The sequence below is a fragment of the Shimazuella alba genome, from assembly GCF_009831235.1.
Classification (GTDB): Bacteria; Bacillota; Bacilli; order Thermoactinomycetales; family Thermoactinomycetaceae; genus Shimazuella; species Shimazuella alba.
Genome location: NZ_WUUL01000008.1, coordinates 56,187 through 69,938 on the forward strand (window position 1 = coordinate 56,187; position 13,752 = coordinate 69,938).

The 13,752-nt window shown below is 39.2% G+C and carries 13 protein-coding genes; all 13 read left to right on the plus strand.

What is annotated here, in order from left to right; all coding sequences use genetic code 11:
- Positions 1–53: 53 nt before the first annotated feature.
- The 13 genes from cysK (at position 54) to GSM42_RS12705 (ending at position 13,727) form a co-directional block, all read left to right on the plus strand.
- Positions 54–986, plus strand: a complete 933-nt coding sequence (gene cysK, locus GSM42_RS12645) for a cysteine synthase A (protein ID WP_160801902.1) — start codon at positions 54–56, stop codon at positions 984–986.
- A 319-nt stretch (positions 987–1,305) separates the two neighbouring features.
- Positions 1,306–2,799: an MFS transporter gene (locus GSM42_RS12650; protein WP_160801903.1), complete on the plus strand. Its 1,494-nt coding sequence runs from the start codon at positions 1,306–1,308 to the stop codon at positions 2,797–2,799.
- 215 nt (positions 2,800–3,014) lie between these two features.
- Complete coding sequence (locus GSM42_RS12655; RefSeq protein ID WP_160801904.1) at positions 3,015–3,587, plus strand: anthranilate synthase component II; 573 nt, start codon at positions 3,015–3,017, stop codon at positions 3,585–3,587.
- Positions 3,588–3,650: 63 nt separating this feature from the next.
- Positions 3,651–4,424: a dihydropteroate synthase gene (gene folP, locus GSM42_RS12660; protein ID WP_160802046.1), complete on the plus strand. Its 774-nt coding sequence runs from the start codon at positions 3,651–3,653 to the stop codon at positions 4,422–4,424.
- On the plus strand, positions 4,417–4,773 hold the full coding sequence (gene folB, locus GSM42_RS12665) for a dihydroneopterin aldolase (protein WP_160801905.1): 357 nt from the start codon (positions 4,417–4,419) through the stop codon (positions 4,771–4,773). Before folP ends, folB begins: the two co-directional genes overlap by 8 nt.
- Entirely contained in the window at positions 4,770–5,279 is a 510-nt protein-coding gene (folK, locus tag GSM42_RS12670) for a 2-amino-4-hydroxy-6-hydroxymethyldihydropteridine diphosphokinase (protein WP_160801906.1), read from the plus strand. Before folB ends, folK begins: the two co-directional genes overlap by 4 nt.
- A gap of 73 nt (positions 5,280–5,352) precedes the next feature.
- Positions 5,353–6,336, plus strand: a complete 984-nt coding sequence (gene dusB, locus GSM42_RS12675; protein ID WP_160801907.1) for a tRNA dihydrouridine synthase DusB — start codon at positions 5,353–5,355, stop codon at positions 6,334–6,336.
- A 33-nt stretch (positions 6,337–6,369) separates the two neighbouring features.
- Complete coding sequence (lysS, locus tag GSM42_RS12680; protein WP_160802047.1) at positions 6,370–7,857, plus strand: lysine--tRNA ligase; 1,488 nt, start codon at positions 6,370–6,372, stop codon at positions 7,855–7,857.
- 835 nt (positions 7,858–8,692) lie between these two features.
- On the plus strand, positions 8,693–9,343 hold the full coding sequence (locus GSM42_RS12685; RefSeq protein WP_160801908.1) for a nucleotide exchange factor GrpE: 651 nt from the start codon (positions 8,693–8,695) through the stop codon (positions 9,341–9,343).
- Positions 9,344–9,605: 262 nt separating this feature from the next.
- Positions 9,606–11,129 carry an Hsp70 family protein gene (locus GSM42_RS12690; RefSeq protein WP_160801909.1) on the plus strand — a complete coding sequence of 508 codons (1,524 nt, stop codon included), beginning with the start codon at positions 9,606–9,608 and terminating at the stop codon, positions 11,127–11,129.
- Positions 11,130–11,152: 23 nt separating this feature from the next.
- The gene (locus tag GSM42_RS12695; RefSeq protein ID WP_160801910.1) at positions 11,153–12,460 is read left to right on the plus strand and encodes a tetratricopeptide repeat protein; all 1,308 of its coding nucleotides are present in this window, start codon (positions 11,153–11,155) and stop codon (positions 12,458–12,460) included.
- 425 nt (positions 12,461–12,885) lie between these two features.
- Positions 12,886–13,032, plus strand: a complete 147-nt coding sequence (locus GSM42_RS12700; protein WP_160801911.1) for a hypothetical protein — start codon at positions 12,886–12,888, stop codon at positions 13,030–13,032.
- Positions 13,033–13,343: 311 nt separating this feature from the next.
- A complete protein-coding gene (locus GSM42_RS12705; protein WP_160801912.1) occupies positions 13,344–13,727 on the plus strand; it encodes a hypothetical protein in 384 nt (127 codons plus the stop codon).
- Positions 13,728–13,752: the final 25 nt, after the last annotated feature.

The window sequence follows — 13,752 nt, forward strand, 5'->3', positions numbered from 1 at the left end:
TTAAGATAAATGCATATATTCCTGTTTTATTACTCGGAATTAGGGGGATTAATATGCGAGTCGCAAGCAACATACTGGAATTAATAGGTCAAACACCTTTGGTAAAGTTAAATCATATTGTGGGAAAAGCTGATGCAGATGTGTATTTGAAATTGGAGTTTTACAATCCAGGCGGGAGTGTGAAGGATCGGATAGCACTGAGTATGATTGAAGGTGCAGAAGAACGTGGGGAATTGAAGCGAGGAGATACTATCATTGAACCGACTAGTGGAAATACTGGTATTGGATTAGCAATGGTAGCAGCAGCCAAAGGATATCGTGCTATTCTTGTGATGCCAGATACGATGAGTATAGAACGTCGTAACTTGCTTCGGGCGTATGGTGCTGAGTTAGTTTTAACCCCTGGGGCGGAAGGGATGAAAGGTGCAATCGCCAAAGCAGAAGCGCTAAAAGAAGCACATCCAGAGTACTTTATGCCACAGCAATTTAAAAATGAAGACAATGTAAAAATCCATCGTGAGACAACAGCCAGAGAGCTGGCTAATCAAGTAGATGGTCAAATAGATGCTTTTGTTTCAGGTATAGGAACTGGCGGAACCATAACTGGAGTAGGAGAAGTGTTAAAAGAAACATTCCCTGATCTTCATGTGGTAGCAGTAGAACCAACAGACTCTCCAGTCTTATCTGGTGGAAAACCAGGTCCTCATAAAATTCAAGGAATTGGTGCGGGTTTTGTACCTCCTATTTTAAATACAGAAGTATACGATGAGATTATCCAAGTAGAAAACGAAGAAGCATTCACATGGGCAAGGAAACTAGCACGTGAAGAAGGTATCTTAGTGGGTATCTCTTCTGGAGCCGCAGTATCAGCAGCATTGAAGGTGGCACGCCGACTAGGTGCGGGGAAAAAAGTTATTGCAGTCATCCCAAGTAATGGAGAACGTTACTTAACTACCCCTTTGTACCAATTTGAAGATAAAAAATAAGTAATCATCCATAGAACTAAGAAGATAAGCTGATCAAAGGAGAAAATAATCCTGAGATCAGCTTTTATTTTTATTTAGCAGTGAGGAGTGATAATTACGAATACTTTTTCAAATAAAGAAAAGAGAAGTAACTTGTCCCCTAGTTGCTAATCATGAAATTTATTTATTTGACGGCGGATCTGATATATTTCCAACCTTTTCCTCTCCCATTACTTGCCTTGTATATAGTTGTTGAGTTTCACAAATTACTTAAAGGAAGGCATTAGAAATTCTAATATGTGATATACAAAATACAAGCAGCATTGGAGGTTGAATACGGTTGGATGATCATAAAAAAAACAAAGAGCGATCTCGTTTTTCATTTCGAAAGAAGCCAAAACAAACCTTACAGAAAGATGATATTACGATTGTAGATGCAGAAGTTGCGAAAAAGGCCGTTGTGGCAACAAGTTTAGGAAATGCTATGGAGTGGTTTGACTTTGGGATTTATTCGTACTTGGCAGCAACATTAGGAAAAGTATTTTTTCCAGCAATGAGTGGACCAATGCAATTGGTTTATTCATTTGGAACTTTTGCAGTTGCCTTTATTGCACGTCCAATTGGGGGTGTATTATTTGGTATATTAGGAGATCGATTAGGGCGCAAGAAGATCCTTGCAATTACGCTTATTATGATGTCATTTGCGACTTTAAGCATTGGCTTAATTCCTAGTTATGCATCCATTGGTTCATGGGGTACTGCTTTGTTGCTTATCGCTCGATTGGTTCAAGGATTTTCAACAGGTGGGGAATATTCAGGAGCTATGACATTTATTGCAGAATCAACGCCTGACAAAAAACGGGGTTTCATGGCAAGTGGTTTAGAAGTAGGAACATTAATAGGCTACATCGCAGGATCTGGTATTGTCACTTTGCTTACCTTTATACTTGGAGAGGAAAAAATGTTGGAATGGGGTTGGCGTATTCCATTTTTGATTGCAGCTCCTATTGGACTTGTTGGTTTTTATCTGCGCAGTCGATTAGAAGAAACACCTGCTTTTGAAGCGATGGAAAAAGCAAAAGAAGCAGAAAACGATCAAGTCTCCTTTAAAGATATTTTGATTTATCATTGGAAGCCTATTGTAGTCGGGATGTTTGTGGTTTTCTTTTATCTTGTTGTTAACTACATGGTTTTGTCTTATATGCCTTCACATTTAAGTACAGTATTAGGTTATGGCGAAACAAAAGGGTTATTGTTAATTTTAATTGTCATGTTAATCATGGTTCCAATTGTATTATTAATGGGCTATTTTGGCGACCGTATTGGTGCGAAACGGGTTATTCAAATTGGATTGATTGGATTGGCTTTGTTATCGGTTCCTTCGTTTTTATTAATAGGTAGTGGAAATACCTGGCTTGTTTTTTTGGGCTTGTTAATATTAGCTGTCTTCTCTTCTTTCTTCCAAGGCACGATGCCATCTTTATTGCCATCTTTATTTTTTACCGAAGTGAGAAACGGTGCATTGGCGATTTCTTATAACATTTCAGCTTCTTTGTTTGGTGGGACTACACCGTTGCTTGTCGCCTGGTTGATAAAAGTGACATCGAATCGAATGGTGCCTGCATATTATCTTATATTTGCATCCATTATTGGAATTGTGATTGTAACGTATTTTGTAAAAGATACTTCTGGAAAGCCTCTTCGTGGATCACCTCCAGCAGTTGCAGAGAAACATGAGATAAAAGATATTTTAGAAGAACCGGAAGAGTCGCTATGGTGGACAGAAGAAAAAAAAGAACTAGATCAGAAGATAGAGAAGTCAGAGGAAGACTGATTGTTCGAATCAAGTTGAAATTAAAATTTACAAATACAGACAATGGACAGGGTGCAAAATGATGGACCTTGTCTATTTCCAAAAATTATTCATAATTTCCGTAAAACAGTATCAAGCGGCTTCTATATCCTTTTTTCCTTTTGGATTTCTTTCATTCTGTGTTAAAATGAAGCATTATTGAGTATAGCCGAGAAAGCTTGAGGAGTGGAGTAGAGATGATTGTAATGATTGATAACTATGATTCATTTACGTATAATTTGGTGCAGTATTTTGGTGAGTTAGGGGAAGAGTTACAAGTCATTCGTAACGATGAGAAGACGGTGGAAGAGATACAGGCCCTGTCTCCTAAAATGATCGTGATATCCCCAGGACCGGGGACTCCAGATGATGCAGGGGTTACGTTGGAAATAATAGAAAAACTTGCGGGTAAGATCCCAATCTTTGGAGTATGCTTAGGTCATCAATCCATCGGTCAAGCATTTGGAGGGAAAGTGGTACGTGCAGCGGAGTTGATGCATGGAAAAACATCTGAAATTTTCCATGATGCTAAAGGAGTCTTTCATGACTTGCCTTCCCCTTTTACTGCAACCAGATACCACTCATTAATCATAGATCCAGCATCTTTACCAGATTCACTTGAGATAAGTGCACGGACTCAAACAGGTGAAATTATGGCTGTACGTCATCGCTCCTTACCGATTGAAGGAGTCCAGTTTCATCCAGAATCGCTCTTAAGCCAACATGGGAAGCAATTGCTGACCAACTTTATCCGTACGTATGCATCTTAGGAGGTTTTTTGCTTGTTTACAGCAGGACCGTACTCCCTTCCCATAGGGAAGCGCACTCTCGTCATGGGAATTTTAAATGTGACACCTGATTCTTTTTCAGATGGCGGTAAGTTTGATTCCCTTGATCGAGCTTTGTTTCATGCTGAAAAATTGCAGCAAGAGGGCGCAGATATTTTAGATATTGGTGGAGAATCGACGAGACCAGGGGCAAAATTTGTTTCTGTAGAAGAAGAACTCACAAGAGTTATCCCGATCATTGAAAAGTTAGTGACTCGGATTGATTTGCCACTATCTATTGATACGTATAAAGCAAAAGTAGCCAAAGAAGCTATCGAAGCTGGTGCGCATATGATTAATGATATATGGGGAGCGAAGAAAGATCCGAATATGCCCAGCGTCATGGGCGAGCTAAAAGTTCCCGTAGTTCTGATGCATAATCGCCCATCTGTCCCGTATGAAAACTTGATGGAAGATGTAGAGAGCGATTTGCAGCAATCAATTGAGCTGGTTAGAGAAGCAGGGTTACCAGATGAAAAAATCATTCTAGATCCAGGTATTGGATTTGCAAAAACGGTTGAAGAGAATATTTTTGTGATACAGCATATAGAAGAGATTGTATCACTTGGGTTTCCTGTGTTACTTGCTACTTCTCGTAAGTCCTTTATTGGACATACACTCTCGCTCCCAACGGATGAGAGACTAGAGGGTACACTGGCAACAGTAGGTTGGGGGATAGACAAAGGATGTCATATTGTGCGTGTTCATGATGTTGGGCAGACGGTTCGTTTTTGTCGGATGATGGATGTATTAAAAGGAGTCACAGGTGAAAATGGATAAAATCATGCTCAAGCAGATGAGTTTCTATGCTTATCATGGTGCTTTTCCTGAGGAGAATAAACTTGGACAGCGCTTTATGGTAGATGTAGAACTACGTTTGAATTTACAAACCGCAGGTAAGACAGACCAATTGGAGCATTCCATCGACTATGGCAATGTTTTTCAGATGGTACAAGAAATCGTTGAAAATCAACGTTTTCGTTTAATTGAAGCATTAGCAGAAAAAATTGCAAATGAACTTCTTACCAATTTTTCAGTGCCAGAAGTTTTGGTAAGAGTTGTGAAACCGGATCCTCCAATTCCAGGACATTATCAATCAGTTGGGGTAGAATTGGTTCGGTCCAAATGAGTAAACATGTGATAGCCTATTTGGGCCTTGGGGCAAATTTAGGTGATCCGCTTGATCAATTACAACAGGCATTGGCACTTTTGCATCATTCGCAGGGTATCTCCATTAGGCAGGTATCCTCCTTGTATGAAACATCACCTGTTGGCTATTTAGATCAGCCCAATTTTTATAACTTAGTAGCAGAGATTGATACAGTTCTCCCACCTATGCAATTATTAAATATGACACAGAAAGTAGAGCAAAGTTTGCACCGTGTTCGAAAAGAACGTTTTGGTCCTCGTACAATGGATGTAGATATCCTTCTATATGGCCAGCGTATTTTCAACTTGCCTGATTTGATCATTCCTCATCCTAGATTATTGGAGAGAGCATTTGCATTAGTACCACTTCACGAAGTGGCAGGAGACCTCACTCTTCCTACAGGAGAGAAAATAGACCAAGCAGTAAAGGCACTATCGAATGATCAGTGGATACAAAAAAAGACTTTTACTTGGCAGGGGAGATAGTATAACTTTGTCTTAACTACAAAACAACGAAAGTTTCCTTGTGCCTAAAAAATGTGAGAAGGGAGGAAAAATAATGTTGAAAATTGGTTCTATCACTATGAAAAATCAAGTAGTATTGGCTCCAATGGCTGGAGTTTGTAATCCTGCCTTTCGCCTGATCGCCAAAGAATTTGGTACTGGGTTAGTTTGTGCAGAGATGGTTAGCGATAAGGCTATTTTGCATGGAAACAAACGAACAAGAGAAATGTTGTTTGTCGATGAACGAGAGAAGCCACTGAGTCTGCAAATTTTTGGTGGAGATCGACAGACATTGGTAGAAGCAGCAAAAGTAGTGGATCAAGAGACCAATGCAGATATTATCGATATTAACATGGGTTGTCCTGTTCCCAAGGTAGTAAAATGCGATGCTGGAGCCCGCTGGCTGCTTGATCCAAATAAAATATATGAAATGGTTTCAGCTGTTGTAGATGCAGTGAAAAAGCCAGTCACTGTTAAAATGAGAATTGGCTGGGATGATGAGCATATTTTTGCGATCGAAAATGCACAGGCAGTAGAACGAGCAGGTGGGTCTGCGGTTTCTGTACATGGTCGTACAAGGGTTCAAATGTATAAAGGAAAAGCGGATTGGGAGATCATCCGCCAAGTGAAGGCTGCTGTGAAGATTCCTGTGATCGGTAATGGTGATGTATTTACACCAGAAGATGCCCGCACCATGTTGGAAAAAACCAGATGTGATGGTGTGATGATCGGTCGTGCTGCACTTGGGAACCCTTGGATGCTATATCGCACCATCAATTATTTACAAGAGGGTATTCTTACTCCAGAACCAGGAGCCAAAGAAAAAATGGAGATTGCAATTCTTCATATGGATCGCCTGATCGCCCTTCGAGGAGAAGAAGTTGCAGTTCGCGAAATGCGTAAACATGCTGCTTGGTATTTAAAGGGGTTGCGTGACAGCTCAAAATTAAAAGATATTGTAAATCGAGCTACGACCCGTGATGAAATGGCTGGTTATTTGTTAACCTTTGCACAAGAAGTAGAGGAAACCGTCGCTTAGAGTTGCGGATTTGAGGAGTGAAGACGAGAAATGATCGATCAAGCTGAACAAAGTGAACAAATGCAAGTAAGAAGAGAAAAAATGGAAGCACTAAAAGAACGTGGTGTTGATCCATTTGGTAAAAAATATGTCCGTACTCATGTAACAAAAGATTTAGAAGCGCTATATGACGGGTTCACGAAAGAAGAACTAGCAGACAAAGAAATTACTGTTTCCATAGCTGGACGGTTAATGACCAAACGGGTACAAGGAAAAGCGTCTTTTGCCCATTTGCAAGATGTAAGTGGTCAAATCCAGATCTATGTGCGTTTGGATCAAGTAGGTGAAGAGCAGTATGATGTATTTTCACAAAGCGATATGGGAGATTATTTAGGGATCTCTGGTATTGTCTTTAAAACCAATCGAGGAGAACTGAGCGTTCGTGCAAAAGAACTCACATTTTTGTCCAAAGCATTGCGCCCTCTTCCAGAAAAATATCATGGACTCAAAGATGTAGAACAACGTTACCGGAAACGTTATCTAGATTTGATTGTGAACCCAGAAGTCAAACAAACCTTTATAACGAGAAGTCAAGTTTTGACTGCGATGCGTCGACATTTGACTGATCTTGGCTATTTGGAAGTAGAGACTCCTACTTTACACGTGTTAGCTGGTGGAGCTTCTGCTAGGCCATTTGTAACTCATCATAATGCGTTGGACATGCCTCTTTTTATGCGTGTAGCGCTTGAACTACATTTGAAGCGCCTCATGATTGGTGGAGTGGAAAAAGTTTTTGAAATCGGAAGATGTTATCGTAATGAAGGGATTTCTACAAGACATAATCCTGAATTCACCATGATGGAATTATATGAAGCATATGCAGACTTTGAAGATATTATGGATTTGACGGAGAACTTGATTGCCTCTATCACCAAACAAGTTCGTGGTACTTCCGTTATTACGTATCAAGGCCAAGAAATTGATCTCTCCCTTGGATGGGCGCGTCGTTCCATGACTGATTTGATCAAAGAACATGTAGGAATTGATTTTACGGAGCAAATTTCGGACGAACAAGCTCATCAACTAGCTCGTGAACATGGCGTAGAAGTAACACCAGCTATGACATTCGGTCATATCGTCAACGAATTTTTTGAACAAAAAATCGAGCACTTACTCATTCAACCTACTTTTGTATATGGCCATCCAGTGGCGATCTCACCTCTAGCGAAACAAAATGCGCAAGATGATCGTTTTACGGATCGGTTCGAGTTATTTATTTATGGTAGAGAACATGCCAATGCATTTACAGAACTAAATGATCCAATCGAACAACGCATTCGTTTTGAAGCACAGATGGCAGAAAAAGCAGCTGGTAATGACGAAGCGCAACCTTTGGATGAAGATTTCTTAGAAGCAATGGAACACGGTATGCCGCCAGCTGGTGGTTTAGGGATTGGGATCGATCGTCTTGTTATGCTGTTAACAGATAGCCCTTCTATTCGAGATGTTCTATTATTTCCTCATATGCGTGAACAACAATAAAAAATTAGCCTCTACCGTTTTACAGATAGAGGCTAATTTTTCTATACTCTCTTTAAAACTAATCTGATTTTTTGTATACTTATTGAGGAAACAAATCATTTCTTGTCAATAAGGAGGTTTAAGGTACCTTTATTAACGTAAAAAAACAAAAACCTGAAAATATATACACATATTGCCAATAGAATAACAGATTAGTGCTAGTATCCAAAGTAGCTGTTATAATGATAAATAGTAAATCGATAAGAGTGAGATAAGTATGAGTGAGAACATACTTGCTCTCCTTGTCTTCATCGAACAAAAGATATTATAATGACCCTGTATCCTTGAGAACGGGTTATCTAACAGTAAGTTTATCTGGGAGAGTCATCTGTAGCACTCTATCCGATACTATTTTCGCTCACTTTCTATACTAGCTTTAGCTAGAGATATCGCTGATGATCTCTTGATCGAGTTATTCTAATCAGACTTGTATTAGCAATAATATGTCGATCTCGCTACTACCCTATTTTCAGTGGGACTACATTGGTACAAGTCTTATAACATTAATCGCTCTTCGTATAAGACTAGGGGGCGATTGGCGGCGGCGATATTGAAATACTCTCCATATTAAGTCTGTTTACAATCACTACTATTTCTCCGTACACATTTACACGACAAACTTTACGCTTGTTTTTCTTAAGATATGGGAAGGTATTTCAAAGTAAAAAAGTGAATAAAGATACTACCTTACCTTTTGCTCCTTTCATCTTGTGGGGACTGAACGCGACCAAAATTTGTGGTTTTAATAGGGCTAGTATCATTGCAAATGTAAACTCATGAATAGGGAGGAACATCTATGGGTCCCAAAAAAGAGAGCCAGAGATTTTTCGGTAAAGCTCCGCAGCTTCCGCAAAAAAGCCAGCAAGCGTCTCGGATGAGTTTTCTGTCCAGAGAACGTGCTGCAACTTCTAAGGAAGTGAAGGAGGTAAAATCACCCGATCGTCAACAACAACAGGTACTCTCTTTTTTGTCTGGTCTACAATCTAATTTCACATCACTTGTTCGATTAGTTGAGAAACGGTTGAGCTATGACAAAACCAAAGAAGTAGCATTTGAACGCTTGTATCAAGAAATGGATGACCTTAAGCAAGATCAAGAACTAGCACATCTTCGTCCACTATATATTGACTTAATTTTATTTCACGATCGGATGGAGAGTATCTATAAAGATGCGATCGATTCAGGGGTGTTATCTCCTGAGTTAGCAGATCTGCTCAAATCACTAAATGGTGAATTGATGGAGATATTGTACAGACGTGGAGTAGAACCAATAATCCTCACATCTTATACCTTCGATCCTAAGTATCAAGAAGTAGTTAAGATAGAACCTACATTTCATCCAAGTGAAGACAACCAGATTGTTGATATTGTTCGAAATGGTTTTAAGTACAAAGATGTTATTTTAAGACCAACCAAAGTTGTCATCAAGAAGTACCAACCAAAATAAGGCCGTTGCTCTCTATTGTTTATGGAGGTTGAGAGGTTACGAGGAAGTAGTATAGTAGGGAAGAGTTCTCTAGTTTGCAAAGAAATGAGCAAAGTTTATGATTTTATAAAAAAATGAAATGAATTTAATTGCAAACATAGATCCCTCTAACCTCTTTGCTTTTTCTCCACATAGATGGGCAACCATCTTTTCATTTTCTTCTGAAAAAACTAGCGAGCTTGGCGTTCATCTGACATTATGCGGTAAGAAGGAGTGAAAAAAGATGGCGCGAGTAGTAGGAATCGATTTAGGTACAACATACTCAGCGATCTCAATCGTTAACCAATATGGAAAACCAGAAGTACTAACCAACCGAGAAGGAGAAAGAATAACCCCTTCTGTAGTCTTATTCGATGGAGATGATCCAATCGTAGGTAGCATTGCAAAGCGATCTGCGGTTGCCAATCCATTCAACGTAATTCAATTTGTAAAAAGACAAATTGGTGATAAAGGGTGGAAGTTTCGTACCGAAAATGCGGAAGTTTACACTCCAGAAGAAATTTCTGCAATGATTTTACGCCGTTTAAAAGAAGATGCAGAAACCCTGCTTGGGGAAAAAATCGAAGATGCTGTTGTTACTGTTCCTGCATATTTTGATGATGCACAACGAAAAGCAACACAAGATGCTGGACGGATTGCTGGTATAAATGTTTTGCGTATTATCAATGAACCTACTGCAGCTGCACTTGCATATGGATTAAATAAATTAGATGAAACCCAAACCATTCTCGTTTATGATCTTGGTGGGGGTACCTTTGACGTTACCATTATGCATTTGAGCCCTGAGGGATTGAAGGTACTGGCAACAGGCGGTGCCAAGAGCTTGGGTGGTTTTGATTGGGATAACGCAGTAATGGAGTATCTCAATGATCAATTTGTCAAAGCAGGTGGAGTAGACCTTTTAGAAGATCCGATGTTAGAACAAGATCTGAGAGACAAAGCAGAAATTGCCAAGAAAACGCTATCTTCTAGAGAACGTACTAATGTGTTCCTTTCTGCTAATGGAGTGAACGTTACCATTCCTCTTTCTCGCCAAAACTTCGAAGAAGTTACCAACCATTTACTTAAACAAACACAGAAAATTATGGAGTTTGTACTCGAAGACGCAGGATTAGGTTGGAACGATATCAACCGTGTCTTACTTGTTGGAGGTTCTACCAGAATGCGCGCTGTACCTGAATTGATCGAGCGTGTAACAGGTCTTAAACCATCATTAGATGTAAATCCAGATGAGGTAGTTGCACAAGGTGCTGCTATTCAAGGATTAATCTTGATGATGAAGGAAGGACGTCAAGAATTAGTTGATAACCATTCCTTTCCAATGGTGGAAGTACAAGATGTTAACTCACATAGCATGGGGGTAGTAGCGCTAGATGAGAGTGGCCATGAAGTAAACTCTATCGTTTTGAAAAAGGATACTGCTATTCCTACAAGAGTAAGCAATCACTATACCACTACGGTGGATCAGCAAACTCAATTACATATTCAAGTAACAGAGGGTGAAGATGTTGATCTCGACTATGTAAAAATAGTTGGAGAAGGTATGATTGATCTTCCCGAATATCCAAAAGGTGCTCCGATTGAAGTTATTTTTGAATATGATAGTGATGGGATCATCCATATATCTGTGATTGACTCAACAGCAGGAACTTTGCTAGGTGAATTAGATATTGAACGTACATCCAACTTGACAGAAGATGAAGTAATAGAAAAACAAAAACGTGTTGCCAACTTAGCGATCAGCTGAGCACACGAAAAGGAATATCCGCCATGGAGAACTACTATCAATTTTTAGAGCTCTCCCAAAATGCAACCACGGAAGAGATACAGAAAATCATCCATCATCAGATACGATTGTGGAGTGCTCGAACCAATGCCGCTCAAATGAACCGCAGACAAGAAGCGGAACAAATGTTGAGTAAATTGGAAACGATAGAAGCAATACTGCTCAATAAAGAGCAAAGAGAGATTTACGATCAGCAACTTCGAGACCATCCTACTGGTTGGCCGGAAGAAAAGATTACAGAAGCAGTTGCAGAAGGCTTTCGTTTGTTAGAAGTAAGTCAACCTGAGGATGCATTGTTTATTGCTATTAAGTTGACGGAACATATTCAAGATCGAGCGGAAGCTTGGGCATTACTTGGTCAAGCTAGATTTGCTGTAGGCGAAAAACAGGAAGCGATCGAGGCTATGACCAAGGCTTGTGATCGTGCACCTAATAATGCTGAATATTCATTTATACTAGGTCAAATGTATCAATCCTCTAATCGGTTATCTAGAGCGGAAGAGGCATTTGAACATGCGATATCTTTAGATTCTTCAGAAACCGAATACCAGTATAGGCTTGGTTCTCTCTATGTACAACATGGTAACTTTCGGCATGGTATTCAACTACTCGAAAAAAGTGTAGAGCAAGCACCCGAAAATCATACTTACAAAGAAGAACTAGTACGAGCATATTTGGACATTGCCTTTAGCACATGGAAAGAAATTGAGGAAGGCCATCCACATCTGGAGGCTGGCTTTTATCCTACCTCACAAGCAGATGTTACCATGGCATATATTTATCTTAAGCGTGCTTCTTCCATAAAAACCAATAACAAGGATCTTATAAAACAAATCAAGCATTCCCGCGCTTTGATCTGTAAACGTGAGGGAAGACAATTTACAGGAAGCTGGCTTTTTGCACTTGTCAGTACAGCTGAATTAGTTTTAATCCAAAAATACAATCCTAGCATGATAAATGTATCCTTGATTGGTCTTTTACCGCTCTTATATATTTTTGCTACTTTTACACCTCGCTATCGTGTTTATCAATGGGCATTCATGGGTAAAAGCACAAGAACAGATTTTGGATATCTGCTAGAAGTTTTGAGCTCTAAACTAAAAGGATTTGGCAACATTATTATTGGTCTTTTTGCCATACTGCCTTTTATCTATATGTTCAACCCAGATTATTTTGTTTCGGAGAATAAAATATTTCGATCAGTTAACTTTTACTTCTACCTAGTGAATTATGTGCTGCCATTTGTATTGGTGATCAACTTGTATCGAAATTATATACGAAAGCCTATGTAAGCTAGAGGATATCCTCTAGCTTCTTGTTTGTATCAGATCGGGAAAAAGTCCAGATAATCAGTAAGGTCGAATTTATAAACTGGTATTGCTTTTGATGAGATGAAACAAGAGCAGATATCTGCTCCTGTTCGAAAGAAAGTTATGAATATGCATACCTTAATTGTAACTGTAGGGGTCCATCAATTTGATCTTCCACTCGAACTCGGTGATTTCTTTTACTATATAGGATGGGGTTATTTTTTGGCTGTGAGGAGAAAAATGAGGTGTTAGATATGATGAGGTTACAGGAAAAAAGCGAAGTTTCTCTTATTAGGCATGCTATAAAAACAACTCAACGAAACAGTGGGGATAGGCTCCAAACTCTTGCTTCACTTGATAAAGTCTACCGATCAACCCATTTTAATAGGGACATGGGATTCAGCATCATGGCAATACGTTTTTACCATGTGGTTTCAGAGGCGGGAAAAGAAAGGTGGTTAAAGAAATATTGGAATGTTTCACTAAGGCAAATCGAGACATCTGTAGTTCTTTGTGATAAAAAATGGAGTGAAAAACAAACAAAAGTTGGTTGACATAAAACGAAATCAAATAAAAAATAAGATAGAAGAGGAGTTCTATCTTTTCTTTGTCCGTATCTATAATGTCATCGGGAAAGTACAACCAATTTTGGTTGATCCTCTATGAGAGGATAGCAGAATATTGGACGTTCAAAGATGGAGATCTAAGAATAATGTTGGGTCACCCACCGTAGAATATGTTATTCTTATCAGAGTGGGTGTAGTAGTAACTAGATCTGCTGGCTTTTGATCGTAAGTGAAACTTCACAGATACATCCAATCAGCAACTTTAAAATGTTAGTACTAGGAAATAGGGAGTTTTTCAAATGAATCAAGCCCGTATCTTGCAAGCTGTAGGATTAGCGATCGCTTGTTTAATACTTGGAGGGATCATATCTGGTTTCATTATGAGTTATCAGGGTATATCTCCAAAATCAATTACATATGACCAAATGCTTGCTTATTTCTTACCTATCCAAGTCATTGCACAGTTTGTATTGGGATTTTGGCTTGGGAGAAAAGTAGGTGGTCGTGCTTTACATTTATTTTCCCATGTTTTTTTTGCTAATATTGTATTGTTTTTGTTTCTTGTCATTCTCGGTTTTCTCGCAGGTCAAAATGCTTTCTGGTTTGCGGCCTTTACGCCTGTTATGGCTTTGTTTCTCAGTATTCCTTCGTACCCGCTTGCATTGTTGGTACGTCGTAAATAAAATAGCTTAGCATGAAGCGAGTGTA

Bases quoted from the DNA above. Each gene is read 5' to 3' on its own strand.
- folP (WP_160802046.1), top strand. From the start codon at position 3,651: ATGGGAATTTTAAATGTGACACCTGATTCTTTTTCAGATGGCGGTAAG.
- GSM42_RS12690 (WP_160801909.1), top strand. From the start codon at position 9,606: ATGGCGCGAGTAGTAGGAATCGATTTAGGTACAACATACTCAGCGATC.
- cysK (WP_160801902.1), top strand. From the start codon at position 54: ATGCGAGTCGCAAGCAACATACTGGAATTAATAGGTCAAACACCTTTG.
- GSM42_RS12705 (WP_160801912.1), top strand. From the start codon at position 13,344: ATGAATCAAGCCCGTATCTTGCAAGCTGTAGGATTAGCGATCGCTTGT.
- folB (WP_160801905.1), top strand. From the start codon at position 4,417: ATGGATAAAATCATGCTCAAGCAGATGAGTTTCTATGCTTATCATGGT.
- GSM42_RS12655 (WP_160801904.1), top strand. From the start codon at position 3,015: ATGATTGTAATGATTGATAACTATGATTCATTTACGTATAATTTGGTG.
- folK (WP_160801906.1), top strand. From the start codon at position 4,770: ATGAGTAAACATGTGATAGCCTATTTGGGCCTTGGGGCAAATTTAGGT.
- GSM42_RS12700 (WP_160801911.1), top strand. From the start codon at position 12,886: ATGGCAATACGTTTTTACCATGTGGTTTCAGAGGCGGGAAAAGAAAGG.
- GSM42_RS12695 (WP_160801910.1), top strand. From the start codon at position 11,153: ATGGAGAACTACTATCAATTTTTAGAGCTCTCCCAAAATGCAACCACG.
- GSM42_RS12685 (WP_160801908.1), top strand. From the start codon at position 8,693: ATGGGTCCCAAAAAAGAGAGCCAGAGATTTTTCGGTAAAGCTCCGCAG.
- dusB (WP_160801907.1), top strand. From the start codon at position 5,353: ATGTTGAAAATTGGTTCTATCACTATGAAAAATCAAGTAGTATTGGCT.